This window comes from Methylomonas stagni (assembly GCF_050154735.1).
In the GTDB taxonomy this organism is placed as follows: Bacteria; Pseudomonadota; Gammaproteobacteria; order Methylococcales; family Methylomonadaceae; genus Methylomonas; species Methylomonas koyamae_A.
The window spans coordinates 3,129,672-3,155,166 of the sequence record NZ_CP189557.1 but is presented as its reverse complement, the minus strand read 5'-3'; the positions used below and the strand labels follow the sequence as shown (position 1 = coordinate 3,155,166).

At 57.0% G+C, this 25,495-nt stretch carries 27 protein-coding genes and 1 tRNA gene; 12 read left to right on the top strand and 16 right to left on the bottom strand.

What is annotated here, in order from left to right; all coding sequences use genetic code 11:
- Positions 1 to 7 precede the first annotated feature (7 nt).
- Positions 8 to 1,459: an Asp-tRNA(Asn)/Glu-tRNA(Gln) amidotransferase subunit GatA gene (gatA, locus tag ACP4CD_RS14565; protein WP_426991432.1), complete on the bottom strand. Its 1,452-nt coding sequence runs from the start codon at positions 1,457 to 1,459 to the stop codon at positions 8 to 10.
- A gap of 9 nt (positions 1,460 to 1,468) precedes the next feature.
- Positions 1,469 to 1,756, bottom strand: a complete 288-nt coding sequence (gene gatC, locus ACP4CD_RS14560) for an Asp-tRNA(Asn)/Glu-tRNA(Gln) amidotransferase subunit GatC (RefSeq protein WP_064023925.1) — start codon at positions 1,754 to 1,756, stop codon at positions 1,469 to 1,471.
- 111 nt (positions 1,757 to 1,867) lie between these two features.
- Between gatC and ACP4CD_RS14555 the strand changes: the two genes are divergently transcribed.
- The 6 genes from ACP4CD_RS14555 (at position 1,868) to mltB (ending at position 8,513) form a co-directional block, all read left to right on the top strand.
- Positions 1,868 to 2,911, top strand: a complete 1,044-nt coding sequence (locus ACP4CD_RS14555) for a rod shape-determining protein (protein ID WP_064023926.1) — start codon at positions 1,868 to 1,870, stop codon at positions 2,909 to 2,911.
- A 173-nt stretch (positions 2,912 to 3,084) separates the two neighbouring features.
- On the top strand, positions 3,085 to 4,002 hold the full coding sequence (gene mreC / locus ACP4CD_RS14550; protein ID WP_426994686.1) for a rod shape-determining protein MreC: 918 nt from the start codon (positions 3,085 to 3,087) through the stop codon (positions 4,000 to 4,002).
- A complete protein-coding gene (gene mreD / locus ACP4CD_RS14545) occupies positions 3,989 to 4,477 on the top strand; it encodes a rod shape-determining protein MreD (RefSeq protein WP_064023927.1) in 489 nt (162 codons plus the stop codon). The genes mreC and mreD overlap by 14 nt, the downstream gene beginning before the upstream one ends.
- Before the next feature lie 6 nt (positions 4,478 to 4,483).
- Positions 4,484 to 6,334 carry a penicillin-binding protein 2 gene (gene mrdA, locus ACP4CD_RS14540; protein ID WP_071154966.1) on the top strand — a complete coding sequence of 617 codons (1,851 nt, stop codon included), beginning with the start codon at positions 4,484 to 4,486 and terminating at the stop codon, positions 6,332 to 6,334.
- Complete coding sequence (rodA, locus tag ACP4CD_RS14535) at positions 6,331 to 7,461, top strand: rod shape-determining protein RodA (protein WP_064023929.1); 1,131 nt, start codon at positions 6,331 to 6,333, stop codon at positions 7,459 to 7,461. Before mrdA ends, rodA begins: the two co-directional genes overlap by 4 nt.
- A gap of 80 nt (positions 7,462 to 7,541) precedes the next feature.
- Positions 7,542 to 8,513: a lytic murein transglycosylase B gene (gene mltB / locus ACP4CD_RS14530; protein WP_426991430.1), complete on the top strand. Its 972-nt coding sequence runs from the start codon at positions 7,542 to 7,544 to the stop codon at positions 8,511 to 8,513.
- A 100-nt stretch (positions 8,514 to 8,613) separates the two neighbouring features.
- On the opposite strand, the gene flgL is transcribed toward mltB, so the two are convergent.
- From flgL to ACP4CD_RS14460, 14 genes are all read right to left on the bottom strand, one after another.
- Positions 8,614 to 9,519, bottom strand: a complete 906-nt coding sequence (flgL, locus tag ACP4CD_RS14525) for a flagellar hook-associated protein FlgL (RefSeq protein WP_281022120.1) — start codon at positions 9,517 to 9,519, stop codon at positions 8,614 to 8,616.
- A 10-nt stretch (positions 9,520 to 9,529) separates the two neighbouring features.
- A complete protein-coding gene (flgK, locus tag ACP4CD_RS14520) occupies positions 9,530 to 11,197 on the bottom strand; it encodes a flagellar hook-associated protein FlgK (protein ID WP_426991429.1) in 1,668 nt (555 codons plus the stop codon).
- A 9-nt stretch (positions 11,198 to 11,206) separates the two neighbouring features.
- On the bottom strand, positions 11,207 to 12,244 hold the full coding sequence (flgJ, locus tag ACP4CD_RS14515; protein ID WP_313729193.1) for a flagellar assembly peptidoglycan hydrolase FlgJ: 1,038 nt from the start codon (positions 12,242 to 12,244) through the stop codon (positions 11,207 to 11,209).
- 25 nt (positions 12,245 to 12,269) lie between these two features.
- A complete protein-coding gene (locus ACP4CD_RS14510; protein WP_064023934.1) occupies positions 12,270 to 13,367 on the bottom strand; it encodes a flagellar basal body P-ring protein FlgI in 1,098 nt (365 codons plus the stop codon).
- Between the two features lie 31 nt (positions 13,368 to 13,398).
- Positions 13,399 to 14,103, bottom strand: a complete 705-nt coding sequence (gene flgH, locus ACP4CD_RS14505) for a flagellar basal body L-ring protein FlgH (protein ID WP_168033562.1) — start codon at positions 14,101 to 14,103, stop codon at positions 13,399 to 13,401.
- A gap of 15 nt (positions 14,104 to 14,118) precedes the next feature.
- Entirely contained in the window at positions 14,119 to 14,907 is a 789-nt protein-coding gene (gene flgG, locus ACP4CD_RS14500) for a flagellar basal-body rod protein FlgG (RefSeq protein WP_064023936.1), read from the bottom strand.
- Between the two features lie 51 nt (positions 14,908 to 14,958).
- Positions 14,959 to 15,702, bottom strand: a complete 744-nt coding sequence (gene flgF / locus ACP4CD_RS14495) for a flagellar basal-body rod protein FlgF (protein ID WP_064023937.1) — start codon at positions 15,700 to 15,702, stop codon at positions 14,959 to 14,961.
- A gap of 66 nt (positions 15,703 to 15,768) precedes the next feature.
- Positions 15,769 to 17,100 carry a flagellar hook protein FlgE gene (flgE, locus tag ACP4CD_RS14490; protein WP_064023938.1) on the bottom strand — a complete coding sequence of 444 codons (1,332 nt, stop codon included), beginning with the start codon at positions 17,098 to 17,100 and terminating at the stop codon, positions 15,769 to 15,771.
- A 12-nt stretch (positions 17,101 to 17,112) separates the two neighbouring features.
- On the bottom strand, positions 17,113 to 17,802 hold the full coding sequence (locus tag ACP4CD_RS14485) for a flagellar hook assembly protein FlgD (protein WP_064023939.1): 690 nt from the start codon (positions 17,800 to 17,802) through the stop codon (positions 17,113 to 17,115).
- A 10-nt stretch (positions 17,803 to 17,812) separates the two neighbouring features.
- The gene (flgC, locus tag ACP4CD_RS14480) at positions 17,813 to 18,229 is read right to left on the bottom strand and encodes a flagellar basal body rod protein FlgC (RefSeq protein ID WP_064023940.1); all 417 of its coding nucleotides are present in this window, start codon (positions 18,227 to 18,229) and stop codon (positions 17,813 to 17,815) included.
- A gap of 2 nt (positions 18,230 to 18,231) precedes the next feature.
- Complete coding sequence (gene flgB, locus ACP4CD_RS14475; RefSeq protein WP_064023947.1) at positions 18,232 to 18,627, bottom strand: flagellar basal body rod protein FlgB; 396 nt, start codon at positions 18,625 to 18,627, stop codon at positions 18,232 to 18,234.
- Between the two features lie 293 nt (positions 18,628 to 18,920).
- A complete protein-coding gene (locus tag ACP4CD_RS14470; RefSeq protein ID WP_064023948.1) occupies positions 18,921 to 19,448 on the bottom strand; it encodes a hypothetical protein in 528 nt (175 codons plus the stop codon).
- Positions 19,449 to 19,599: 151 nt separating this feature from the next.
- The gene (locus tag ACP4CD_RS14465) at positions 19,600 to 20,457 is read right to left on the bottom strand and encodes a CheR family methyltransferase (RefSeq protein ID WP_426991428.1); all 858 of its coding nucleotides are present in this window, start codon (positions 20,455 to 20,457) and stop codon (positions 19,600 to 19,602) included.
- 39 nt (positions 20,458 to 20,496) lie between these two features.
- Positions 20,497 to 21,429: a chemotaxis protein gene (locus tag ACP4CD_RS14460; protein ID WP_064023950.1), complete on the bottom strand. Its 933-nt coding sequence runs from the start codon at positions 21,427 to 21,429 to the stop codon at positions 20,497 to 20,499.
- A 120-nt stretch (positions 21,430 to 21,549) separates the two neighbouring features.
- Between ACP4CD_RS14460 and flgA the strand changes: the two genes are divergently transcribed.
- The 6 genes from flgA to ACP4CD_RS14430 all read left to right on the top strand — a co-directional run bounded on the left by flgA (position 21,550) and on the right by ACP4CD_RS14430 (position 25,259).
- Complete coding sequence (flgA, locus tag ACP4CD_RS14455) at positions 21,550 to 22,233, top strand: flagellar basal body P-ring formation chaperone FlgA (RefSeq protein WP_071154960.1); 684 nt, start codon at positions 21,550 to 21,552, stop codon at positions 22,231 to 22,233.
- A gap of 69 nt (positions 22,234 to 22,302) precedes the next feature.
- Positions 22,303 to 22,611 (top strand): flagellar biosynthesis anti-sigma factor FlgM, encoded by a 309-nt coding sequence (gene flgM / locus ACP4CD_RS14450; RefSeq protein WP_064023952.1) that lies wholly within the window; start codon positions 22,303 to 22,305, stop codon positions 22,609 to 22,611.
- A gap of 4 nt (positions 22,612 to 22,615) precedes the next feature.
- Positions 22,616 to 23,110, top strand: a complete 495-nt coding sequence (locus ACP4CD_RS14445; protein WP_426991427.1) for a flagella synthesis protein FlgN — start codon at positions 22,616 to 22,618, stop codon at positions 23,108 to 23,110.
- Between the two features lie 34 nt (positions 23,111 to 23,144).
- Positions 23,145 to 23,927: a flagellar brake protein gene (locus ACP4CD_RS14440; RefSeq protein ID WP_064023954.1), complete on the top strand. Its 783-nt coding sequence runs from the start codon at positions 23,145 to 23,147 to the stop codon at positions 23,925 to 23,927.
- A 32-nt stretch (positions 23,928 to 23,959) separates the two neighbouring features.
- Positions 23,960 to 24,036: transfer RNA gene (locus ACP4CD_RS14435), tRNA-Arg, on the top strand.
- A 365-nt stretch (positions 24,037 to 24,401) separates the two neighbouring features.
- Positions 24,402 to 25,259: an SIR2 family protein gene (locus ACP4CD_RS14430; RefSeq protein WP_064023970.1), complete on the top strand. Its 858-nt coding sequence runs from the start codon at positions 24,402 to 24,404 to the stop codon at positions 25,257 to 25,259.
- Positions 25,260 to 25,495: the final 236 nt, after the last annotated feature.

Below are 25,495 nucleotides of genomic sequence, written 5' to 3'. Positions count from 1 at the left end.
CCCCCTGTTATTCGAAACCCTTTGGCACTTGATTGTGCCAGTCGGTGACCTGCTGGTAGCGGTGGCCGACGTTCAACAACTTGGCTTCGCCGAAATAGTTACCGATGATATGCAAGCCAACGGGCAGGCCGGCTATGAACCCGGCCGGAATCGACATCGCCGGCAGGCCGGCCAGGTTGATCGCTATCGTGTAAATGTCTTCCAGATACATCTGAATCGGGTCGTCGGTTTTTGAACCGATTTTGAATGCCGTGCTCGGCGTGACCGGTCCCATCAATACGTCGACTTCGCTAAGAGCGCGTTTGAAATCGTCGCTGATCAATCGGCGCACCTGTTGGGCTTTCAGATAATAGGCGTCGTAATAGCCGGCCGACAGTGCATAAGTGCCCATCAGAATCCGGCGTTTGACTTCCGCGCCGAAGGCTTCGCCGCGCGAGCGGATGTAGAGGTCGGTCAAATCGGCTGGGTTTTGGCAGCGGTAGCCGAAGCGCACGCCGTCGTAACGCGACAGGTTGGACGAGCATTCGGCCGAGGCGATCACGTAATAAGCCGGTATCGCCAGTTCCAGATTCGGCATGTCCACTTCTTGTACCGTCGCGCCGAGTTTCTGGTATTCGGCGATCGCGGACTGAATCGTCGCCGCGATTTGGCTGTCCAGTTCGGGGCTGAAAAATTGTTTCGGCAGGCCGATTTTCAAACCTTGCAGGCTGTCGTTCAGACCGGCGCTGTAATCCGGTACCGGCTGGTCGACGCTGGTGGAGTCCTTGCCGTCGAAACCGGCCATGACCTGCATCAACAAGGCCGCATCTTCGGCGCTACGCGCCATCGGTCCGCCCTGGTCAAGGCTCGAGGCGTAGGCAATCATGCCGTAGCGCGAAACCCGACCGTAGGTCGGTTTCAAGCCGGTGATGCCGCATAAGGCTGCAGGTTGCCTAATCGAGCCGCCGGTGTCGGTACCGGTCGCCGCCGGCGTCAGCCTCGCCGCAACGGCGACCGCCGAACCGCCGGACGAGCCGCCCGGCACCCGTTCGGTATCCCATGGATTGCGAGCCGGGCCGTAGAAACTGGTTTCGTTGGACGAACCCATAGCGAATTCGTCCATGTTCAACTTACCCAGCATCACCGCGCCAGCCTGATTGAAGCGTTCGACCGCCGTGGCGTCGTACGGGGCGATGAAGTTGTCCAGCATTTTCGAGCCGCAACTGGTTTTAACGCCTTGCGTGCAAAAGATGTCTTTTTGGGCGATCGGGATGCCGGTCAGCGGCGTCGGCGTGCCGGCGGCCAAGCGCCGGTCGGCGGCTTCCGCCTGCTGCAAGGCCAGTTCTTCGCTGACCGTGACGAAGGCGTTCAGGGCTTGATGTCGTCCGATGCGAGCCAAAAAGACCTGGGTCAATTCGGTGCTGGAAAATTGCTTGCCGCGCAGTCCGGCGGCTAATTCGGTTAGCGATAGCGTGTGCATGGTTCGGAATTATTCGATGACTTTCGGGACCAGATAAAGTCCGGCTTCGGTTTGCGGGGCGATGGCTTGAAAATGCGCTCGTTGGTTGGTCTCGACGGCGGTATCGGCGCGCAGGCGTTGGGTTTGGTCGAGCGGATGCGCCATCGGAGCGATGCCGGCGGTGTCGGTTTGCCCCATCCGGGTCATTAAATCCAGCATGTTGGATAGGTCTTTGGCGTAATGTTCGACCTGCGATTCCTCGATTCCCAAGCGTGCCAGATAGGCGATTTTTTTAACGTCATTAGCCGTTAACGACATCTTCTAACTCCAAGTTTTATCGGTAAATCTATGATACTTTATATCTTGCCCTATCGCCCGCTTGATTGTTAAAGTAGCGGGATTTTCTGTGTGCATTTAGGATACCGTTTAATGTTCAAAAGAATTCGTGGCCTTTTTTCCAATGATCTGTCTATCGACTTGGGAACGGCAAATACGCTGATTTATGTTCCGGGCCAGGGAATCGTATTGAATGAGCCGTCCGTCGTCGCGATTAAGGAGGACAAGATCCGCGGCCAGAAAACCATCGCCGCGATCGGCGCCGACGCTAAAAATATGTTGGGCCGCACGCCCGGTAACATCACCGCGATCCGGCCCTTGAAAGACGGTGTGATCGCCGATTTTGCCGTAACCGAACGCATGTTGCGGTTTTTCATTAAAAAGGTGCATGAAAACAAACTGCTGCGGCCCAGTCCGCGCATTCTGATTTGCGTGCCCTGCGGTTCGACTCAGGTCGAGCGGCGGGCGATTCGCGAGTCGGCGGCGATGGCTGGCGCTCGCGAAGTGTATTTGATCGAGGAACCGATGTCCGCCGCGGTCGGGGCCGGTTTGCCGGTCGATGCGGCACACGGTTCGATGGTGCTGGATATCGGCGGCGGCACTTCGGAAGTCGCGGTCATTTCATTGAACGGTATCGTCTATTCGGCGTCGGTGCGGATCGGCGGCGACCGTTTCGACGACGCGATCATCAGCTACGTGCGCCGCAACTACGGCACGCTGATCGGCGAAGCCACCGCCGAGAAAATCAAGCATGAAATCGGCGCGGCTTATCCCGGTAGCGAAGTTCGCGAAATGCAAGTCACCGGCCGCAATCTGGCCGAAGGCGTGCCGCGCAGTTTTTCATTGAACAGCAACGAAATTCTGGAAGCCTTGCAGGAGCCTTTGTCCGGTATCGTCAGTGCCGTCAAGGTCGCGCTGGAACAAACCCCGCCGGAATTGGGCGCCGATGTCGCTAGCCGAGGTATCGTCCTGACCGGCGGCGGTGCGCTGTTGAAAGACATCGATCGCTTGATTTCCGAGGAAACCGGCTTGCCGGTATACATTGCCGACGATCCACTTACCTGCGTCGCTCGCGGCGGCGGCATGGTGTTGGAGATGCTGGACGCCCGAGGCGCCTCGGCATTTTCGCTGGAATAGTCCGCTCGGCGTTCGGTCGTTCGAGGGACGGCGTTAACCGGTGATGTCGGTTCCCGCCGTCTTTTTTGTTTCAGCGGGTACCGTTCGGCGGTTGCGGATCGTTGGACTGGGCCTGTCGGCAATCCTTTATTTTCCGTCGGGATTGCCGCTTCAAAATCGCTAGAGGTTTTGCCATAAAACTGCTATTCGCCAAAGGCCCTTCGCTGAATACCCGTCTGTTGGTCGCGGTATTGCTTTCGGTTGCGCTGTTGGTGGTCGATTACCGCAGCCAACGCTTGAACATGCTGCGCTCGCTGTTGGCGATGGCGACCTACCCCTTGCAAATGCTGGCCAGCCTGCCCATCGACGCTTACCATGATTTGTCCGATTCGGTGATTTCCTATGTCGAACTACAAAAAGAGAATCGCCGGCTGAAGGAGCAGCAGTTCGTCAACGACGCCAAGTTGTTGAAACTCGCGGCCCTGGAGAAGGAAAACACCCGGCTACGCATGTTGCTTGAGAATTCGTTTCAACTTGGCGAGCAAGTGCTGGTGGCCGAATTGGTGTCGGTCAAACTGGCGCCCTACGAGCATACCGTCGTCGTCAACAAGGGCTCTCGCTTCGGCGTGCATCCCGAACAGCCGGTGCTGGATGCCAGCGGTATTGTCGGCCAAGTGGTCCGCACGATGCCGTCCAGCTCGGAAGTGATGTTGATCACCGATCCCGATCACGCGATCCCGGTGCAAGTCAATCGCAACGGCCTGAGGACGATAGCCTTCGGCACCGGGCAACCCAACCGGCTGCATCTGCCGTTTTTAGCGAATAACGCCGACATCGTACCCGGCGACCTGTTGGTCACGTCCGGTTTGGGCGGCGTGTTTCCGGCCGGTTATCCGGTCGCGGTAGTCGATAAATTCGAGGCTAGACCGGACAAATCGTTCGCCAATATCTATGCCACGCCGAAAGCGGAGCTGGATAAGAGTCGGGAGTTTTTGATCGTTTGGAGCGATTCGACGCCGGTCGTTTTGGGCGAGCCGGTCAAATCGGAAACCGCCGAGCAGCCGGCGCCGGTCGCCGCGAAACCCAAGGATGCCAAACATGTCGGGCCATAACGCGCTGGCTTTGATTTATTTTGTCGTCACGGTAGCCGGTGCGATGGTGCTGCGGGTGATGGGGCTGTTTCCGGGGATGGAAGTGTTCAATCCGGACTGGGTGGTGTTGGTTTTGATCTATTGGTCGATCGCGCTGCCGGAACGCTTCGGCGTATTCAGCGCTTGGTGGATAGGGCTGTTGACCGACGTACTGACCGGGCGCTTGCTGGGGCAGTACGCGTTGATTTATCCGTTGATTTGCTACTTCAGCATCAACGAACACCGGCGGCTGCGACAGTTTCCGATGGTTCAGCAATGCCTGTTCGTACTGTTTTGCCTGCTCGGTTCGCAAAGCGTGATTTTCGCGATCGAAAGCATCAAGGCCGGTAACCGCTTGCCGTTGTCGTTTTGGTATCCGGCGCTGAGCGGGGCGCTGGTCTGGCCGTTGGTGTTTTATCTGCTGCGCTTTATCCGGGTCATGGCGCGCCTCGACTGACCGGCGATGGACAGAAAATTCGCGATCAAGGACCCGCTGGCGGAAAGCCGTCTGTTTCTAAGTCGTATCGTCACGGCTTTTATCCTGATTATCGTGTTGATGATCGGTCTGGTGGTGCGTCTGGTTTACCTGCAAGTGGTCGGCCACGAACATTACGCGATGCTGTCCAAGGACAATCGCATCAAGATCGCGCCGTTGCCGCCGACGCGCGGCGTCATATACGATCGCAAGGGTCGGATGTTGGCCGAAAACGTGCCGACTTACAGCCTGGAGCTGATACCGGAGCAGATTGGCAACCTCGATGACACTTTGAAGCGTCTACAGCAACTGCTGAACATTCCCGACGAAAAAATCGAGGCGTTTCAAAAACTGCGTAAGCGCAACAAATCGTTTACCAGTACGGCCTTGCTGCAAAATCTGACCGACGAAGACGTCGCCAAATTCGCGGTCGTCCGACCGTATTTTCCCGGCGTCGACGTCTACGCTCGCTTGGTGCGCCACTATCCTTACGGCGACTTGACGTCCCACGTGGTTGGTTACGTCGGGCGGATCAACGAGCAGGAGTTGAAGACCCTGCCTTCCGTCATGTACCGCGGGACGGACCATATCGGCAAGACCGGCATCGAGAAGACCTACGAGGAACATCTGCTCGGTACCGCCGGTTACGAGGAAATCGAAACCAACGCTCAAGCCAGGGCGGTCAATACCGTGGCGACGGTCGAGCCGGTCGCAGGATCGAATATCTATCTGACACTGGATATCGACATACAAAAGATTGCCTACGACGCATTGGTCGAGTTCAACGGCGCGGCGGTGGCGATAGAAGTCAAAACCGGCGCGGTGTTGGCTTTTGTTAGCCGGCCGGGTTTCGATCCCAATCCCTTCGTTTCCGGCATCTCCGGCAAGGACTACAAGGCTTTGCAGGAATCGCCGGACCAGCCCTTGTACAACCGGGCGCTACGCGGACTATATCCGCCCGGTTCGACGGTCAAGCCGTTTTTAGGCTTGGCCGGGCTGGAGTACGGCGTCATCGACTTCGGCCACCGGCTGTTTTGTCCCGGCTACTACAAGTTGCCCAACGTCGATCATAAATACCGCGACTGGAAGAAGTGGGGACACGGGATGGTCGACATGAACGAAGCGATCACCCAATCCTGCGATGTGTATTTTTACGATCTGGCGCTGGCGCTGGGTATCGATAAGATGCATGAGTTCATGGACAAATTCGGTTTTGGTCGCAAGACCGGTATCGATCTGGTGGGCGAAATCGACGGCTTGATGCCGTCCAAGGCTTGGAAACGCCACTACCGCAATCAGGCCTGGTTTCCGGGCGAGACCCTGATTACCGGGATCGGTCAGGGCTACACCCAAGTTACGCCCTTGCAATTGGCTCACGCCACCGCAACTCTGGCCAACGGCGGCAAGGTCATTACGCCGCATTTGGTACATAGCATCATCAGCGCCGATTATGCCGATCGGATCGAAGGCAAGGCCGACCGGATCATTCCGCTGAAACCGCAAAATGTCGAGAACGTCATTCGGGCGATGACCAACGTGGTACATGGCGCGCGCGGTACCGCCGGGCGGCTGGCCAAGGCCATCAATTATCAGATCGCCGGCAAGACCGGTACCGCCCAGGTGTTTACCGTCAAACAGGAAGAGAAATATAACGAGGACGCGATCGACTTCAAAATGCGCGACCATGCCTTGTTCATCGCATTCGCCCCGGTGCACGATCCGCAGATCGCCGTCGCGGTGATCGCCGAACACGGTGGTCACGGCGGTTCGGTGGCGGCGCCGATCGCCGGTGAAATTATCGATGCTTATCTGAACCAGAAAAAGGACAGTTCGCCATGAGAAACGAAATGCGCAACGAACAATTTCAAGCGCCGTCCTTGCTTGGCAACCTGCTGCGCAAGCTGCATATCGACATCCCGCTGTTCATCGGTTTGTTGCTGATTCTGGCGCTCAGCTTCGTGATTTTGTACAGCGCCGGCGGGCAGGAAATGGCGATGTTGGTGCGTCATGCCAGCCGGATGGGCTTGGCCATTGTATTGATGATCGTGCTGGCTCACATCAACCCCCGGCAATTTCAGACTTTCTCGGTCGCTTTGTTTTCGGTGTGCGTGCTGTTGTTGCTGGCGGTGGCGGTGATCGGCCAAATTAGCATGGGCGCTCAGCGCTGGCTGGACTTGGGCTTTTTTCGCTTCCAGCCGTCGGAGTTTACCAAGATCAGCGCGCCGATGATGGTGGCCTGGTATTTGTCCGAGCACGCCTTGCCGCCTAAACCCAAGCATCTGTTGGCGGCCGGGATATTGTTGTTGGTGCCGGTGCTATTGATCGCTAAGCAGCCTGACTTGGGCACGGCTCTGCTGGTCGCCAGTTCCGGGGCCGCGGTGTTATTCTTCGCGGGCCTGTCGTGGTGGGTCATGTTGGGGGCGGTGGCGGTGTTGGGCGCGCTGACCCCGGTCATGTGGCACTTCATGCGCGAGTACCAGCGCAGCCGGGTCTTGACTTTCATCAATCCCGAGGCCGACCCGATGGGGGCCGGCTACCATATTATTCAGTCCAAAATCGCGATCGGTTCCGGCGGCGTGGACGGCAAGGGCTGGCTGGGCAGCAGTCAGGCCGAGCTGGATTTTTTGCCGGAAAGTTCCACCGACTTTATTTTCGCGGTTTTCGCCGAAGAATTCGGTCTGTTTGGCTGCGTCGGTTTGCTGTTGATGTATCTACTGGTCATCAGCCGCTGCTTTTACATTGCCGTGCAAGCCCAGGATACCTATTCCCGGTTGTTGGCCGGCAGTTTGTCCTTCACCTTCTTTGTTTACGTGTTCGTCAACATCGGCATGGTGATCGGCGTGTTGCCGGTGGTTGGAGTGCCGCTACCCTTGGTCAGTTATGGCGGCACCTCAATGGTGACGCTGATGGCCGGTTTCGGCATTCTGATGTCGATACACACTCATCGCAAGTTGTTGCCGGTTTGAGGCGATCGCCATAAACCAGCGGTCCGCTCGGGGAAAACCGCGTAATATTCCCCAATTATTCCCATTTTCTGTCTGAGTTTATGAATTTTAAAGTCGCGTTTATGTTGTTGTTATTGTCGGCCATTGGCCCGGCACTGGCTGAAGTTGCCACCACCGATTCCTTCAACGGTTTCATCAAGCAGATGGTCAAGCAGCATCGTTTCAACGAAACGGAGTTACGGAGCTTGTTCAAGGCGGTCAACATCCAGCAGCCGATACTCGATGCCATGTCCAAGCCGGCGGAGGGCAAGCCCTGGTTTCAATACCGCGAAATTTTCATGACCGAGGCCCGCATCGCCGGCGGCGTGCAGTTTTGGAAGGATAACGAAGCCGCGTTGCGCCAAGCCGAACACCAATATGGGGTTCCGGCGGACATTATCGTCGCCATCATCGGCGTCGAAACCAAATACGGCGCGCACACCGGCAAATACCGGGTGATCGATGCGTTGGCGACATTGGGATTCGCCTATCCGCCGCGTAGCGAATTCTTTTTAAAGGAGTTGGAGCAGTATTTGGTGTTGGCGCGCGAGGAGGGCATGGACCCGTTGCAGCCGATGGGCTCGTATGCCGGCGCGATGGGTTTGCCGCAGTTCATGCCGAGCAGTTTTCGAAGCTATGCCAAGGATTTGGATGGCGACGGTAAACGCAATATCTGGACGAATCCGGCTGATGCGATCGCCAGCGTCGCCAACTACTTTGCCAGCAACCAATGGAAACCCGGCGGTCCGATCGCGTACCCGGTCAACGCTGCGGGAGAGGCGTATAAAAAGGCCTTGAGCAAGGGTGTCAAGCCCGATACCAGTGCGGCCGAACTGCGCAAGTTGGGGGTCGAATTGCCGGCCGGTTTGCCCGCCGGCGAGGCGGTCAAGCTACTGGCGTACCAACAGCAAATCGGCGAAGACTTATGGATAGGCTTGCACAATTTCTACGTCATCACCCGTTATAACCATAGCCCGCTGTATGCGATGGCGGTTTACCAGCTTAGCCAAGCGATCGCGGCACGGAAGATTTGAACGGAAAGCGGCCGACAATATCCAAGTCCCGGTCGTTACGCTTCGATTCGCGAACAGAAAACCGAGTTCCCTTTGACGGGCGGCAAACCGATGTGTTTCGCTACGAAATGTAATTGAACAATGACAGATTTTGCACCTTGGTAAACGCGGCTTGCGCGGCTTGCAACGACGTTTGTTGCAGACTGAATTTACTCAATGCGTCGGCATAATCCAAGTCGCCTATCGCCGATGCGGTGGTTTTGTTGGCCAAGATGTAGTCGGTATTCAAATTTTGCTGATCGTCCAGTGCGTGCAAGCGCGCGCCGGTCGAGGCGCGGGTGGTTTCGAAGCGGACCATCGCTCTATCGATATCGTCCAATGATCCGCTGTTTGGCGTATTGGCTTTCAGATCCTGAGATAACCGGTTGATGGCTTGAAATGCATTGTCGATGCCGCCGGGCGTCAATGTTCCGGCCGAGTACACGCCGAAGACTGCTTCACCGGCGTCGCCATCGGTAATGGTCCGGCTGGGGCCGATGGAGATGCTGCGCTGGTTGGCGTCGCCCTGATAGGCGTAAGTGGTGGTATCGAACGGAATCGTGTCGCTCTTGTAGCCGGCAAACAAATACTCGCCGTTAGCGTTTTTGGTGTTCGCCATACCCAGCAACTGTTTGTTTAGTTCATCGATTTCCGCGGCGATTTCCTGACGATTGGTAACAGTATTACTGTCGTTCATACCTTGCACGGCCAATTCGCGGATGCGTTGCAACACGTTGGTCGCGTTTTCCAGGCTGGACTCTTGCAACTCCAAGCGTTGCCGGGCCGCTCCGATGTTGGTCTGAAACTGTTGGTTCTCTTTGATGTTTTGTTCCAAATTGATCAACGACACCGCCGCCGGAGCATTTTCGGACGGCGACAGATATTTCTTGCCGGACGACAATTTGAGTTGGGTGTCGCTGAGTTTGGACTGTTGTTCCAGCATCGCGTCGACGCCGAGCTGGTGGTTCCAGGTCGTGGAAATGCGCATGTGAATTCTCCTAACGTACCGCTCCAATGAGGGTGTCGAATAGCGTGCTAGCCACCGATACGGCCTTGGCGGCGGCTGCGTAAGCGTTTTGGAATTTGATTAGGTTGGCGGCTTCCTCGTCGAGATTCACGCCGGAAACGGTTTCCTTGGCGCTGGTGGCTTGTTTCAACAAGGTGTCCTGCGCGGTCCGGTTGACCGAGGCCGCGTGTGTTTGCGAGCCGACGTCGGCCACCAACTGGCTGTAGACTTGGGTGAAACTGGCCTTGCCGTTTTGCATCAGGGTTTTCGTTTCCAGATCGGCCAGCGCCAGCGCATTACTGTTGTCGCCGGGCACCCCGGCGGCGCTGCTGGCGGCGGCGATTTGTTTGGGATTGGTGATCGCGCTGTTCACCTTCAAGGTGCCGGCCGCGTTAAAGCTCGGGCTGAGGTCGAAGGTATCGCCGCTGGTCAGCGAACCGCCGCTGAACGTGATGCTGAAGCCTAAGGCCGCGGCGGCGGTGGCAAGCGTCGTGTCGTCCAGGCCGGTTTGGCTGGTGTTGCTGCTCAGATTGGTCAACGTATAGGCGTTGGGGCTGGTGCCGGTGACACTGATCCGGTAGCCGGTATCCAGGTTGGCCGACGAACTGGGGGCGACGAAGCTGGCGGTGGCCAGCAGGTTGTCGTCGGCGGTGTGCGGCGTGACCTGAACCACCGGCGAGCCGAGGTCGAAGAATGCCAGGCCGGGGTCGCCGTTCAAATCGAAACCGGCCTGATGGGTGCTGTTAAACTCGGTTGCCAGACCCATCGCCAGCGTGCCCAGTTGTTTTTGAGCCGGGTCCAGTACTTGGTCGCGGAAACGCAAATTGCCGTAAAGCTCGCCGCCGGAAATCAAACCGGAAATGTCCTGGCCGTTCAGCAGAATTTCCTTATGAGTCGAGTCGGTGGCGGAGGACTGCAGGGAGAGTTGCGAGGCGGAATTACCCAATACTAGAGGTTGACCGTTGCCGATGAAGACATTGATCGATCCGTCGGTTTGGCTGGTGAAATTGACGTCGACTTTTTCGGCGATTTTGTTCAGTAACAAGTCGCGTTGGTCCAGCAAATCGTTGGGCATTTCTCGACCGGAAGCCCTGCCGATGTCGGCGACGATTTTTACGTTGAGATCGGCCAGGGCCTTGGCATACCCGTTGATCTCGGTGAGATCGGTCTCCAGGTTGGTATTGACCTGATCGCGCAATTCGCCGAAGCGGGTATTCAAGGTGTTGAACTGCTGGGTCAACGAGCTGGCCTGCGTTAACAAGGTTTGGCGGGCCGGGATCGAGGTGGGGTCGTTGGCGACGGTGTCGACTGCGTCGAAGAACGATTTCATCGCCGGCGCCAGACCGGTGGTGTCGTCGGCGGTGATGTTGTCGATTTGGCTGGACAAGGTATAAAAACTATCGACGTCGTGGTAGGCCGAGGTACTGGAGCGGACCTGGCCGGTAATGAACTGATCGTAACTGCGGGTGATATTGACGACGCTGACGCCGCTGCCGACGTAGCCGGAGCCGGTATATTGCTCGCGACGGGTCGCGGTTTCGACGCGCTGCCGGCTGTAGCCTTCGGTGCTGACGTTGGAAATGTTGTTGCTGGTGGTTTCCAGCGAGCGCTGAAACGCCGTCAGTCCGGATAATGCGGTGTCCAATATGCCCAAGCCCATGATGGTCTCCTAACCGTTGGTGTCGCTCGCCGCGCTGTCGCCGGCATGGCTGCGATAGATAGACATGACTTTTTCCGCGTATTTGGGGTCGGTGGCATAGCCGGCTTTTTGCAAAGAGCGGATGTATTGCGCCGGGTTCTCGGCGTTTTTCAACGCTTGTTCATAACGCGGGTTGGATTTGATGAAGTCCACGTAATCGTTAAAGCTATCTTTGTACGAGTCGTAAGCGCGGAAACCGGCCACCTGTTTTTGGGCGACGCCGCCGTCGAACTCCAATGTCATTGCCTTGGCTTGCTTGCCTTGCCAGGCTCTATCCGCCTTGATGTTGAACAGGTTGTAGCTGTTATCGCCGCCGTTTTTGACCATCGCCTGTCCCCAGCCGGTTTCCAGCGCGGCTTGAGCCAGCAACAGTTTGGCGTCGACCCCCAAGCTTTGCGCGGCTTGCCGGGCATGCGGCATCAATTCGTTGAAAAAGGTTTGCTGGGCCGGCGTGGCGCCGTCATCGATTACGTCCGACGAGGCCGGTGCCGAGTCCAAGTCGCGCCAACGTCCGGCGGTGTTGGACTGATCACGCTCCAGTCGAGCCAGGCTGCGTTCCAGGCTGCTCAGTCCCGAGGCGTCCAACGCGTTGGACGCGGCTTGCCCGCCGCGCGGCGGTTGCCGGTTGCCGTTGGCCGAGCCGCTGCCGGCGACGCGATCCAAGTAGTCGCTGGCTTGTAACACACGGCCTGGCTCGTCTTCCTGCTTGTCTTGCCTGGGGCTCAGCTGCTTAGCGATGACTTCCGCCAGCCCGACGCCGGTGCCGGATAAATGCATGGCCATTTGCTGGTCGTACATGTCTTGGTACATCTTGCTCTGTTGACTGTCGGCAAAGCCGTCGGCCAGTTTGGCTTCGCGCATGCTTTTCATCACCATGCCCAAAAACAGCGATTCGAATTGTTTGGCGGCTTCCTTGATCGCGGCCGGCGAGGATTCGCGCGCACCTTGTTTCAATTTGGCCAATCCGGCGAAGTCGGTATAAACCGATGCGGTATCCGCGTTTAACATGGCAACCTCCCAAGCACTGTCAGACTTAAATGACGATCAATTCCGCCCGTAGCGCGCCCGCCGATTTCAGGGCTTCCAAAATCGCCACCAAGTCGCTGGGTCCGGCGCCGACGCCGTTGACCGCCTGGACGATTTCGTCCAACGAAACGCCAGGGTTGAAGACGAACATATGGTTTTTGTCCTCTTTGATCGACACCTGCGATTGCGGCGTGACCACGGTACTGCCGCCCGATAGCGGATTGGGCTGGCTGACTTGCGGGTTTTCGTTGATCGTCACGGTCAAGCTGCCGTGCGATACCGCCGCCGGCTGCACCCTGACCTTGCTATTGATGATTACGGTGCCGGTTCGGGAGTTGACGATGACCTTGGCCGGCGCGTCGTCCGGCGTGACGTCGAGGTTTTCCAACATCGAAACAAAGCTGACCCGTTGCGAAGCCTCCACCGGTGCCCGCACGCTGACCGAGCCGGCGTCGACCGCGCGGGCGGTATCGGCGCCGAAGGCTTTGTTAATCGCTTGCACCACGTTGTTGGCGGTGGTGAAGTCGGTATTGTTCAGGTTAAAGACCAGATCGCCGCTTTGGTCGAACGAGGTCGGCACCACTTGTTCGACCGACGCGCCGTTGGGAATTCGGCCGACCAACGGATTGTTGACGGTGATTTTGGAGCCGTCCTGGCCGCCCGCGCTCAGGCCGCCGACGACCAGATTGCCTTGGGCAATCGCGTAAACCTTGCCGTCGGCGCCCTTCAGCGGGCTCATCAGCAAAGAGCCGCCGCGCAGGCTTTTGGCATCGCCGATGGACGACACGGTGACGTCGATTTTCTGACCCGGTTTGGCGAAGGCCGGCAGTTCCGCGTGAATACTGACGAACGCGGTATTTTTGGCTTTCGGATCGGTACCCGGCGGCAGGGTCAGGCCGAGCTGGCCCATCATATTGCGCAAGGTTTGCGGGGCGAACTTGGACGATTTGTCGCCGGATTTGTCCAGGCCCGTGACCAAGCCGTAGCCGACCAACTGGTTGGAGCGTACCCCGGCCACCGACGCCAAGTCTTTGATACGTTCGGCATGCGCCCAGCCGCCGCTCAGCAGCCAGAAGGCGATGACGATCAATGTGGTTCTGTTCATGATGGTATCCTCAAAAGAGCGCCGAAACGGTTTAAAACGGGAAAATCGGGCTCAGGAAAAATCGGGCCAGCCAACCGATTTTGTTGGAATCCGCGATGCCGCCGTCGCCGGTGTACATAATCGTTGCATCGGCGACTTTGGAGGACGACACGGTGTTGGCGGCATCAATGTCGATGGGGCGAACAATGCCGGACAAGCGCACGTATTCGTTACCGTCGTTCAAGGCCACCCGTTTCTCGCCGCGCACCCGGACGTTGCCGTTCGGCAGTACTTCGACGACGGTGACGCTGATGTCGCCGGTCAGCGTATTGCTTTGGTCGGCCTTGCCCTTGCCGTCGAATTGCGTAGTCGCGGCCAAGCTGGTTTTCAAGTCGTGACCCAACAAGGCCTGGCTGGCGACGCCGAACAGCGTTGGCGCGGTCGCCGACACCGAGGTGTTTTTCGAGGTGTTGGTATTGGCTTGTTTTCTGGCTTGGGTGGCTTCGTCCAGTGTGACCGTCAAAATGTCGCCGACCCGGCGGGTCTTGATGTCTTCGAACAGGCGCATGTCGTAACCGGCCTGGTAAATCGAGCCGTTGTTCTGTTGCGGGGGCCTCAGGTCTGCCGGTTGGACCGGTGCGAAATCCGGATCGCGCTTGGGCAGAGTGTCGCAACCGGTCAGTGCCAGCAGAAACGCGGCCGCCAGCGGCAAGAGTTTGCCGGAGTACCGGCGCCGATGCGGAAAATAGGTGTTCATCGTCATGCCCCTGAATTAGAGTTGTTGGGTAACGAACGACAGCATTTGGTCGGTGGTGGAGATGGCCTTGGAGTTCATCTCGTATGCGCGTTGGGTTTCGATCATATTGACCAATTCCTCGACCACGTTGACGTTGGACGTCTCCAGCGAGCCTTGCACCAGATTGCCGAATTCGTTCTCGCCCGGCGTACCGACGATAGGCGCGCCGCTGGCGACGGTTTCGCGGTACAAGTTGTCGCCGATCGGCTCCAGGCCGGCGGTGTTGATAAAGTCGGCGGTTTGAATCTGGCCGATTTGGTTGGCCGCCGCCGAGCCGGGTTGGGTGACGGTGACGGTACCGTCTAGGCCGATCGTAATGCTGGTGACATCCTGCGGTACCGTGATGGCCGGCTCTAGCGGCATGCCGTTGGAGGTGACGATCTGGCCGGTCGAATCCAGCTTGAACGATCCGTCGCGGGTGTAATTGATCTCGCCGCTCGGCATCAGGATTTGCAGGAAGCCGCGGCCGCTGATGGCCATGTCCAGCGAGTTGCCGGTTTGCTGAACGTTGCCCTGGGTATGCAGCTTCTCGGTGGCGACGGTTCTGACGCCGGTGCCCAACTGCAAGCCGGTCGGCAACTGAGTGTTTTGGGTGGATTGGCCGCCGGCTTGACGGACGTTTTGGTACATCAAGTCGGCGAAAATCGGTCGGGCTTTCTTAAAGCCGGTGGTGTTGACGTTGGCCAGATTGTTGGAAATCACGGCCATTCGGGTTTGTTGGGCATCCAGTCCGGATTTTGCGACCCATAATGCTCGTTCTGTCATGTTCGTCTCCTGATCTGACAAATTTTTGTCTTATCAGGGATAAAGCAGCTTCTATGCCACTTGCATGATCTTGGCCGTGCTGTTGGCGGTTTCGTCGGCGGTTTTCATGACCTTGCTTTGCAGATCGAAGTTTCTGGACAGTTCGATCATCTCCACCATCGCCGCCATCGGATTGACGTTGCTGTTTTCCAGGGCTCCCTGGACCAATACGACGTTCGCGTCTGCCGTCTGAACCGCGCCGTCCTTGGTATGCATCAAGCCGTCCTCGCGTTTCTCCAGCGAAGCCGGATCGGGATTGACCAGCTTGATTCTGTCGACGATCACGGTGTTGGTCGAATTTTCGCCTTGCGGCACGATGTTGATCGTGCCGTCGTCGCCGATGTCGATTTTGCGAGCCGGCGGTATCGTGATACCGAGCGCGGCTTCGCCGACGACAGCGAGCCCGGAACTGGTTTGCAGTTGACCTTCGGGCGTAATGCGCAGATCGCCGGCGCGGGTGTAGGCTTCCTTGCCGTCCGGCGTGGTAACCGAGATCCAGCCGGGGCCGTTGATGGCGACGTCGAGTTCGTTGCCGGTGGTTTGCAGCGCGCCGGACGAGAGATCGCTGCCGGGCCGTTCGGTCATCGCGTAAACGCGGGTCGGATAACCGGGTCCGAACGCCGGCATGGCTCGGAATTGCTCGAAGTCGGACTTGAAGCCGGGCGTCTGGGTGTTGGCGAGGTTGTTGGCGTTGGCGGTTTGCGCGAGCAAGGTCTGCTTGGCGCCGTTCATCGCGATGTAAAGGCTGCGGTCCATGGGAAATCTCCGTAAAAGCAGGCGGGACCGGCGCCGCTTGCCGGCCCGGTCCCGCGCTAGCCGTGTTTACCTGATGTTGAGGACGGCCTGCATAATGGTGTTTTCGGTCGTGATGGTTTGGGCGTTGGCTTGATACGCTTGTTGGGCGACGATCAGATTGACCAATTGCGCCGATAGATCGACGTTCGAGCTTTCCAGCGCGCCGGATTGAATCAAGCCGAAATTGTTGGAACCGGCTTCGCCGGCGATCGGGTCGCCGGAGGTGGCGCTTTGACCCCAGGCGGTATCGCCGAGTTTGGACAGGCCGTTGGTGTTGGCAAAACGGGTCAGAGCGACCTTGCCCATGGTTTGCGAGCCGCCGTTGCTGAAGCGGGCGAAAATCACGCCTTCATCGTCGATGTCGATGCCGGTCAGGCGTCCGGCAGGCAGACCGTTTTGGGTCATCGCGTTGACGCTGAATTTCTCTTGGACCTGGGTGGACCCGAAATAGTCCATCGTCGATACGGTGATGTCGGACGCGCCGGTGGCAGGCGTGATGGTGTAGGCGCTGAGCGCGAAGCGGCCGTTGGATGGGGTGGTCAATTTGCCCGAGGAGTCGAAGGTCATTGTCGCCGGCGTCGGCGGCACCGTTAGGTCGGATGGCGCGGACACCGTCGAACCGTAGGTGCCGGCATTGACCGGCGTCTTGGCGGTCGGCGTGGCCGGTTCGCTCATGTAGTGATAGACGTCCCAGTCGGTGGAACTGGCGGTTGACGTGCCCTTGACGAAGTAGGTAGTCAGGATGTGCGGCGAACCGAGCGAGTCGTAAATCGTCACCGAGGTTTGGGAATTGTAGGAGTTGCTGTCGGTCGGATCGAAGGTGGTGACGCTCGGGGTGGCCGCGTTGGCGTTCAGGTTGACGGTTAGCGAAGCGGTATCGGTGGCGCTGGGCAGGCCGGTCAGGGTGTTGATTTGCACGGATTGGGTGACGCCGGTACTGAAGCCATCGGTCACTGAGGTACCGTTGGGCGCGTACACCATCAAGGCCTTGCCCTGGTTGTTGACCAGATAGCCGTCCTTGTCCAATTTGAATTCGCCGGCGCGGGTGTACGATAAATCGGTGGTTTCGGTAGGGCTTTTCGCCAGCGTAAAAAAACCCTCGCCGCTGATGGCCAGGTCCAAATTGTTGTCGGTGAATGACAAGCTGCCCTGATTGAATTGCTGGGCCACGTTGGTGACCTTGACGCCAGAGCCGGCCGTGGTGCTGCTGACGCCGCCGAGGCTGGCGGCATAGACGTCGGCGAATTCCGAGCGGGATTTCTTGAAACCCACCGTATTGGAGTTGGCGATGTTATTGCCGGTTACCGACAGATTGTTGGATGCGGCATTCAAACCGCTGAGTGCTGTTGTAAAAGCCATGACGCCTGCTCCTTAAAGAATTTGTTTGATTTTGCTGAATTTGATGTCGCCTAGACCTTCCAGATTCACGGACAGACCGCTACCGTTACTGCCGATGGCGACGCTTTTTACCTTGGAGTTGATGCTGGTATCCAGCGCGGTATTGGTGCCGTCCAGCCAGCCGAAGGCCTTGATTTTGTAGACGCCTGGATCGGCCGGAGTGCCGGCGCTGTCGTTGCCGTCCCATTCGAATTTCAGCGTTCCGGCCGATTGCGCGCCCAGATCGAGTTCCCGAACCACCGTGCCGGTCTCCGGGTCGACGATTTGCACGCCGACGCTGGTTGCTGTGCTGGGTATATCGAGTTCGCCGGATACGCTGCCGCCGGCGCTTAGCAAGGCTTGCGAGCCTGGTGCCACGACGGTATGGCCAACGATGCTGGCCGCCTGCAGGGCTTGGTCGGCATTTAACGAATCCGACAGGGTCTGGAATGAGGTTTGTAACTCCTGAATGCCGGAAACCGCGCTGATCTGCGCCATTTGGCTGACGAATTCGGCGTTGTCCATCGGTTTGGTCGGATCTTGATGGGTGAGCTGGGTCGTTAACAGTTTCAAGAATTCGCTTTGGCTTAATGACTGGCTTTTGCTGGTCGCGCTGCTGGCGCTTGAGGCCGAGCCGGTCGTGGCCAGTCCCAAACTGTTGAAGGTATCCGTTAGGGTCGTCATGGCTTAGTCCTCATTGCCCCATCTTCAGGGTCTGTAGAATTAGGTTTTTAGCGGTGTTAAGCACCTCAACGTTGTTTTCATAGCCGCGCGAGGCCGACATCATGTTGGCCATTTCCTCAATGGTGTTGACGTTGGGTTTATAGATGTAGCCTAGTTCGTCGGCCATCGGATGATTCGGCGCGTATTCCATGATCGGTTGCGCCTGGCTTTCGACGACGCCGCGGACTTCGACACCGGTGGTGCCGGCTCGGCGGTCGAGCTGGTTTTGAAATTCGGCCGCGAACACCGGCTGCCGCGATTTGTAGACTTGGTCGATGCTGCTGCTGACGCTACTGGCGTTGGAAATGTTGCTGGCCACCAGATTCAGGCGCAGGTTTTGCGCATTCATGCCGCTGCCGGCAACGTCGAAGATTCGCAATGAGGACATGGTTATTCTCCCTTGATGGCTCTGACCAGCCCGGCAAAGTCGTCGCTGACGAAGCGCAGACTGGCTTGGTATTGCACGGCGTTTTCGGCGTATTTCGCCTGTTCGATATTGGTCTCGACGGTATTGCCGTCCAGAGAGGCTTGATACGGCGTCCGGTACAGCAGTTCGGCACCGAGCAAGGCATTGGGGCCGGTCATGTGGCCCTGATGGGTGCGACGCAGGTCGCCGCTAGCGTCCGCCAGGGATTGCTGGAATACCGATTTGAAGTCCAGATCCCTGGCTTTGTAATCGGGGGTGTCCGCATTGGCGAGGTTCGCCGCCAAAATTTCGCTACGTTTTTCGCGTAGGGTTAGCGCTTGCGGATGAACGCCCAATGCTCGGTCGAAATTGATTGACATGGTTTGCCGCCTCTTCGAGTTGATACCCGTATTCAGCAGAAAATATGCCAGAAATAAAAAGTCTGAATAAATCAGTTGGATTGGCTGGAGTGGCGTCTGGACGAGCGTCAAAATTTGCCGTTTGCCGCGCGGCGGCAAAATTTTTCCGCATGACCGGTGCGCAATTTTGCGGGGTTGAGACCGGCGTTTAGGCGAGGTGCGTCAAGAATCCGGCGGAGGGGGCAGGCCGGGTTACACCGCGGGATTCCGTGGGCTGGTGGGCGCGGAGGGGGTGTCCGGTTCGGGGAAGTCTATCAATCGACGCGAGAGCGCATGAAGGACGCGGCGACGACGAGAGCCGCCAGTCCGGCGCAAATCCACATGAAGGGCTGGAAGAAAGCGATGATTAATGCGCAGCCGACCAGAAAGAAGCCGAGTAGGCTGAACTGCCAGCCGATGTGATACCCGTCTAGCATCGTCGATTGGCCCAATATCAGCAGGATCAGCATATCGCTTGAGACGCCGACCATTTGGCCGGATTTGTTCAACATGGATGCGGCGGCCACGACGACTATCGTATGTAGCCAATGCATTGCCTGGGCTTTTACGATTTTGCCCAGATCCGCTTCGTTGCTTTTGGCGCGCAGGCGGGCCACGAAAATCGACAGCAGTCCGAACACGAAGACCATCGCCAGCCAATAACCGTAGCCGTCGTCGGGGTTGAAGTCGGTGATAAAAATGCCCACCAGCGACAGCAAGATCAGCAGGATGAATACGGTTTGTTCGATGCCGAAATGGCGCTTGGTGGGCTGGCTTTCGGTCGGGATTTCGTCGTCGGTCATGGTTCGGGTCCGGTGGTGTGGCGGAGAATAGGGTTTTGGGAGTAATACCGGTTGGCTTGAATTCGTCGAGCGTTGAGGCTGACAGCCGTTTGGCAACCTTGCCCGTGCATCGAGTACTGCTCGATATCGGGGTCGGTTGTCAAAGCCCGGTTCAGCCGCGCTTTTTGAAATAGGTTGATTGACCGTTGCGAACCGGTTCAAACGCGCCGAGACCGGTCGGCATCGACTCGGTGCTGCTCAGAAACAGATAGCCGCCGGTTTCCAAGTTCTCGGCCATGCGGCCAATAATGTCACGCTTCACCGCGTCCGAAAAGTAAATCAACACGTTGCGGCAAAATATCACGTCGAAACGGCCGAGCGCGGCGAAGGATTTAAGCAGATTGAATTGCTGAAAGCGCACGAGTTGGCGGACGTCGTCGTTGAGCGTGTAGCCTTCGTAACTCTTTTGGAAGTAGCGTGCTTGAGTGGCGCTGTCCACGCCGCGCGATAAAGCCAACTCGGAATACACCGCGCGTTTGGCGTCCGCCAGCACGGTTTCGGAGATATCGGTACCGATAATTTGGATATTGCGGTTTTTACCCGTGCCGCGCAGGACTTCGAGCGCACAGATGCTCAGCGAGTAAGGTTCTTGACCGGTAGAACACGCCGCCGACCAAATCCGCAGGCTACCGTTTTTTTGGTTCAGTAACTCCGGTAATACCCGGTCCTTAAAGTCGGAAAACTGTTTGTCGTCGCGAAACCAGTAGGTTTCGTTGGTGGTCATCGCGTCGATGACCGCGCTTTTTAGTTTGGCGGAGGAAAACGCGGCGGATTGCAGGGCTTGAGCAAGTTCGTTGAAATCCGCTAATTCGAACTTGACCAGCAACGGCAGCAAACGGCTTTTTGCGAGATATTGCTTGCTGTTGCCGAGCACGATGCCGCAGTTCTGGTCCAGGAACTCGCAGATGCTTTGGTAAGCGGCCGAGCTTAAATTCGGCTCGCCGCCGGCCGAACCGAGAAGATTGGACATGCTGGAAGTCAAGCGTGGTACGCCGGGAAACGGTCGGCGTTAATGGTGCGTGGCATGCTGATGTTTAAGTTGCTTTTGAATGGAATCCAGCAAGGCATCCGGGTCGAATTTCGCGAGGAATTCGTTGGCGCCGACTTTCTGCACCATCGAGGTATTGAAGACGCCGCTCAACGAGGTGTGCAGGATCAGGTAGATGTGCTTCATGTTGGCATCGGCCTTGATTTTGGTGGCTAGCGTGTAGCCGTCCATGCGCGGCATTTCCACATCCGAAATAATCATCGCGTAACGATCCTCGATTTTGACGCCGTCGGCGATCAGATCGCTCAAATGGTCCCAAGCCTCCTGCCCGTCTTTCAGCAGAGTACACTCCAGGCCGATTTGCTGACACACGCGCTTGACTTGATTGCGGGCGACCGAGGAATCGTCGACGACCAGAATATGGTCGTTTTTGCTGGCGATGTCGACTTCAATGTTTTCGGCGGCGGCTTCTTCACGGCCGCCAATGACTTCCTTCATCACTTTTTCGACGTCTATCACTTCGATCAGCTCGCCGTCCACTTCGGTGACGGCGGTCAGGTAACTTTCCTTGCCGGTGCCGGTGGGTGGCGCTTTGACCTGCTCCCAGCCGATATTGATGATTCTATCGACCGATCCGACCAGAAAGCCTTGAATCGAGCGATTGTACTCGGTCACGATCACGTAGCAGCCCGCATCTCTGGTCAAAGGGCGCATGCCGATGGCCATCGAAAGATCGAGGACCGGAATAGTTTTGCCGCGTAAATGGGCGACGCCGCAAATCACGGAGTGGGAATTGGGAATTTGGGTCAACGGCGGGCATTGAATAACCTCTTGAACCTTGAAGACGTTGATCCCGAAGCGTTGCTGGCTGGTCAGCTTAAACAGCAGCAGTTCGAAACGGTTGTGTCCCGCCAATTTAGTGCGCTGATCGACGCCGTCTAAGACTCCGGCCATAAAATTCCCCTGGAATGACAGTGTTCCAAAATTATAGCGACTTTGCCTTGGTTTACTTTAAAAAATGCTGGCATGTTTAGTGCTGGATTGACGGCATAGTCAAAAAACCGACAAGCGAATATGAAAGCCTTAGCAATAGCAAGCCTGTTGGCGGCCGGGCAAGCGGCCGCCGTGCCAACCCAGCCGGTGCAAGAGATACGGGATAGCGTGACCCAGTTTGTCGGCGCCGCGTTGGAGCCTGGCGGCCGCTACGAAGTGGTCGTCGCCCAGATCGACCCGCGCTTGCAACTACCGATGTGTGCCCAGCCGCTGCAGGCCTTCGCCCAGTCAGGTGAGATCAAGCCGGGGCGCAATACCGTTGGTGTGCGTTGCCAGGCTGATAAAGGCTGGACGGTGTACAGCGTTGCTATGGTCAAGGCCTTCAAACAGGTCGCGATCCTCAACAAGTCGTTGCGCCGCAACGATGTGATTCGTGCCGAGTATCTAAATTTCGAAATCCGCGATGCCGGCATGATGCAGGCCGGTTATGTGACCGATGCCAGCCAAGTGGTCGACAAACAAGCGGTTCGCAATATCCCCGCCGGCAGCGTGCTGAATCGTCAACATTATGCCGAACCGACCTTGGTCCGACGCGGCGAGCGGGTCAACATACAGTCGGGCAAGTTCGGGATGTTGATTACCGCGATGGGGACTGCGTTGAACGATGGCACCGAAGGCCAGAGAATCAGTGTCAAAAACCTGTCGTCGCAACGGGTGATCCAGGCCGTCGTGGTCGGTTCCGGACAAGTGACGGTCAATTTTTGACCGATGCCTAAAGGAATTTATGATGATGCCGCTAACAGCTCCAGATAAAACTCTTTTAGGAATGTCGCCATGGCTATCGAATCCATCAATGGTAAAGCTTTCAGCACGGTGGTGCCCGCAAAAACGGCCGCGAAAGATCTGGTCGAAGCCAACAAAGACCAGTCGGCGAGCGCGCTGGACACGGATACCGTCAACATTACCGCGACGGCGCAAGGCTTGGCCGAGGCCGCCGCGACCAGTGCATCCTCGCCCGCCGTGAACGAAGACCGTGTCGCCGAAATTCGCGCGGCGCTGCAATCCGGCACTTACTCGTTCGACCCGGAGCGAATTGCTCGCAAAATGATGCAATTCGAGGATAAATTACCAGACAGTTCCTAACGCCATGATAGAGAAAACCTTCCCCATCGCCGAAAAACTTCTGATTCACGGCCATAAGGCTACCGGAAAATTGTTCGAGCTGTTAAAAGCGGAAGCCGAACAGCTCGGACGGGCCGCCGATCCCGATGTCATCTCCCGCATTGCCGCCGAGAAAAAAGAGATGGTGGCCGAACTCGATCAATTCACCCGTCAATTCGGCCAAGTGCTGGCCACCGAACAACTCGGCGTCGGCGGCGATGGTGTCAAAAGCTACCTCGTCAAAGCCAAGGCCGCCGGTCTGAGCGTGCTGGAGGCTTGGAATCTTTGGCGGCAAATCGTGGCGGTTTCACGGCAATGCAAAGCCATCAACGAGCAAAACGGCGCAAGCATCGTATTACTCAGTCGCCACACTCAACGATCCCTGCAAATTTTGCGCGGCAAATCGCCGTTGGCCGCCACTTACGGCCCGGACGGTTCGACGCGGAGCGAGCTGTTTTCTCATACCTTGATTTCGGTGTAGACTGAAATCCGCTTACAAGGTAGGGTCGTTTTACATGCTCAAAAAACTTAAGCAATGGTTTGCCAAATCCGATGAGCCGGCGCCGGAATCGGACGACAGCGATTTTTTCGCGTTCGAAAATCCGAATTTTTTGACGGACCCGGATCGCATCGCCAAATTGCTGGCCGAAATCGAGACTGGATCGCCATTGTGTACGATACAAATCGAAGGTTGTCAGGAAGACTTCAGTTCTTCGATACTCGGCGTCAAGCTCGATAAAAACGCCATTATTCTCGACGAGTTGGTGCCCAAACATGGCAACGATTTGTTATTGCGTAGCCGGTCGCTAAAGTTATCGACCTTTCATAAGGGCATTCATTTGTCATTCAATCTGAGCGCGATCGAAATCGGCCATATGCGCGGGATCAGCTATTATAAGGCACCGTTTCCGGACCGAATTTTTTATCCGCAACGCCGCCGCTCGCCGCGCTTGGAGATTGCCACCCTGGAAATTCCGTTCAACGGCATTGTCCAGCGCACCGGCATGTCGATCGGCGGTTATTTATTCGATTTGTCACGCGGCGGTGCCGGCATTAACATTCCCGCCAATCGGGCGCGGGTCCAACGCGGCGACAAAATCAAGGGTTGCCAGATTCAGTTCGAGGATTACGCGATGGATTTCGACTTGATCGTCCGTTTCGTCAAGCCTATAGGGCAGAGTTCCAGCAAGGTTCAAATCGGTGGATTCTTCGAGAGTCTGTCATCCAAAAGTCAATCCAAGCTGTCGTATTTCATCACCTCCCTGGAGCGGGTGGAAATCCGAAAACAAAAGTCCTAATCAAAAGGGCTGTGTTAAAATTCGCGGTCTAAGTCCCGGTAGCTCAGCAGGATAGAGCGGTCCCCTCCTAAGGGACAGGTCGGACGTTCGAATCGTCTCCGGGACGCCATATAAAACAATGATTTGAAGTGTTGTCAAAAAGCCTGAAAACAATCCAGGGCATTCGCGGAGCAGTTGAAAATAAATTGCTTCCACCGCGTAGATAAAAAGGCTTGTGCGTACCCCAATTCGAAACCATGCTCTACCCCACCCGATATGGGTACCTGTGTTTGGACTAGTTTCTAACTCACTCACTTTGCCTCGTTTGTAGCAGAGCCGACAAAACCACTGAATTTTATACGGTTGTTGCCAGCCGGCGGCCGGCAGCCGAATTCCAGATGCCTTGCCGTACATGGGCTGGCGAGGCGCCGGTAAAATTGGATTGAAATTTGCTTTACCCCGGTATCCTTCACCTTCTTTTACATGGGGCGCAATATGTCGAACAGTGTTTTTTCCGAAATCTTGAGCGGCTTGTACGACAATCAAGTCATACCTTATCTGGGACCCGGCGTGGTGTTCGACGCCCAGAACAAACTGACTCGCGAGCCCATGCCGGCCGATAGCGATAGCTTGATTCTGGCGATGAACGGTGGTAAACCGATGGCGCCGAAATTGATGTACGAATTTCCGCGCGCCGCGATGAACCAGGAACTGAAGCGCGGCCGCTCGTTTCTGACCCAGTTTCTGGACAAAACTTACGGCGATGCCCAATACACTCGGGCGGCGCTGCACGATTGGCTGGCCGAATGGCGGCCCAAATACGTCATCGATATCAACCGAGACACCCAGTTGCAGGATAGCTATTCCGACGAAGAGCATACCTTGGTCGTCGGTGTCGCTCGGATTACCGCTACCGCGTTCCGGTTTAGAATTTACCATTACGACGGCTCCAGCTATTTCGAAATCCCGCAAGAACAAGTCGACAAGAAGTTGCCGGTGCTGTTTAAGCCGATGGGCACGCCACGCCCCGAAGCTAACTATGTCGCTTCCGATGCCGACTATGTCGATTACATCACGGAGCTAATGGGCGGCTTCGCGATTCCGGATTTCTTGAAGGATTACCGCAAAGGCAAGAAATATCTGCTGATCGGCTTGCCGCTGAACCGCGACTCCGAGCGCATGGTGATGAGCGACATCGTCTATTCCGCCGCCGAGCCGAAAGGTTGGTTTATGCGCAAGAATCCGACCCCCAAGGAAATACGCTTTAGCGAACGTCTGGGCTTTGAATTGATCGACGCCGATGTGCAAGAGTTCTTGCAGGCCGTGCAAGGCAGCGCGGTCGCTGCGGCGTAATCCTTGGCCGTAAGCAAACCCGGTTCGGTCGTCAGGCGCGGATTGGGTTTGCGCTTTCTGGCCGAACGAACCGTGGCAATAGTGGTTCGCCAGCGGCAAACCCCGATAACTCCCGTCGTTTGGCCAAAATCCAAGTTTCTAACACCGCAAGCGTAACGTAGTTTGTCTTGTTGATCGGGCTCTGGTCGAATCGTCGGCGCGATGAGTTATTGGCTCGGTCTGGCGGACGGAAGGAC

Coding starts and splice junctions, on each gene's coding strand:
- mrdA (WP_071154966.1), top strand. CDS start 4,484: ATGGACAGAAAATTCGCGATCAAGGACCCGCTGGCGGAAAGCCGTCTG.
- mreD (WP_064023927.1), top strand. CDS start 3,989: ATGTCGGGCCATAACGCGCTGGCTTTGATTTATTTTGTCGTCACGGTA.
- mltB (WP_426991430.1), top strand. CDS start 7,542: ATGAATTTTAAAGTCGCGTTTATGTTGTTGTTATTGTCGGCCATTGGC.
- ACP4CD_RS14485 (WP_064023939.1), bottom strand. CDS start 17,802: ATGACGACCCTAACGGATACCTTCAACAGTTTGGGACTGGCCACGACC.
- ACP4CD_RS14440 (WP_064023954.1), top strand. CDS start 23,145: ATGCTCAAAAAACTTAAGCAATGGTTTGCCAAATCCGATGAGCCGGCG.
- ACP4CD_RS14465 (WP_426991428.1), bottom strand. CDS start 20,457: ATGTCCAATCTTCTCGGTTCGGCCGGCGGCGAGCCGAATTTAAGCTCG.
- ACP4CD_RS14460 (WP_064023950.1), bottom strand. CDS start 21,429: ATGGCCGGAGTCTTAGACGGCGTCGATCAGCGCACTAAATTGGCGGGA.
- ACP4CD_RS14430 (WP_064023970.1), top strand. CDS start 24,402: ATGTCGAACAGTGTTTTTTCCGAAATCTTGAGCGGCTTGTACGACAAT.
- flgC (WP_064023940.1), bottom strand. CDS start 18,229: ATGTCCTCATTGCGAATCTTCGACGTTGCCGGCAGCGGCATGAATGCG.
- flgE (WP_064023938.1), bottom strand. CDS start 17,100: ATGGCTTTTACAACAGCACTCAGCGGTTTGAATGCCGCATCCAACAAT.
- flgA (WP_071154960.1), top strand. CDS start 21,550: ATGAAAGCCTTAGCAATAGCAAGCCTGTTGGCGGCCGGGCAAGCGGCC.
- gatA (WP_426991432.1), bottom strand. CDS start 1,459: ATGCACACGCTATCGCTAACCGAATTAGCCGCCGGACTGCGCGGCAAG.
- gatC (WP_064023925.1), bottom strand. CDS start 1,756: ATGTCGTTAACGGCTAATGACGTTAAAAAAATCGCCTATCTGGCACGC.
- ACP4CD_RS14555 (WP_064023926.1), top strand. CDS start 1,868: ATGTTCAAAAGAATTCGTGGCCTTTTTTCCAATGATCTGTCTATCGAC.
- flgH (WP_168033562.1), bottom strand. CDS start 14,103: ATGAACACCTATTTTCCGCATCGGCGCCGGTACTCCGGCAAACTCTTG.
- ACP4CD_RS14470 (WP_064023948.1), bottom strand. CDS start 19,448: ATGACCGACGACGAAATCCCGACCGAAAGCCAGCCCACCAAGCGCCAT.
- ACP4CD_RS14445 (WP_426991427.1), top strand. CDS start 22,616: ATGATAGAGAAAACCTTCCCCATCGCCGAAAAACTTCTGATTCACGGC.
- flgF (WP_064023937.1), bottom strand. CDS start 15,702: ATGGACCGCAGCCTTTACATCGCGATGAACGGCGCCAAGCAGACCTTG.
- rodA (WP_064023929.1), top strand. CDS start 6,331: ATGAGAAACGAAATGCGCAACGAACAATTTCAAGCGCCGTCCTTGCTT.
- flgB (WP_064023947.1), bottom strand. CDS start 18,627: ATGTCAATCAATTTCGACCGAGCATTGGGCGTTCATCCGCAAGCGCTA.
- flgM (WP_064023952.1), top strand. CDS start 22,303: ATGGCTATCGAATCCATCAATGGTAAAGCTTTCAGCACGGTGGTGCCC.
- flgJ (WP_313729193.1), bottom strand. CDS start 12,244: ATGTTAAACGCGGATACCGCATCGGTTTATACCGACTTCGCCGGATTG.
- flgL (WP_281022120.1), bottom strand. CDS start 9,519: ATGCGCATTTCCACGACCTGGAACCACCAGCTCGGCGTCGACGCGATG.
- flgG (WP_064023936.1), bottom strand. CDS start 14,907: ATGACAGAACGAGCATTATGGGTCGCAAAATCCGGACTGGATGCCCAA.
- flgK (WP_426991429.1), bottom strand. CDS start 11,197: ATGGGCTTGGGCATATTGGACACCGCATTATCCGGACTGACGGCGTTT.
- ACP4CD_RS14510 (WP_064023934.1), bottom strand. CDS start 13,367: ATGAACAGAACCACATTGATCGTCATCGCCTTCTGGCTGCTGAGCGGC.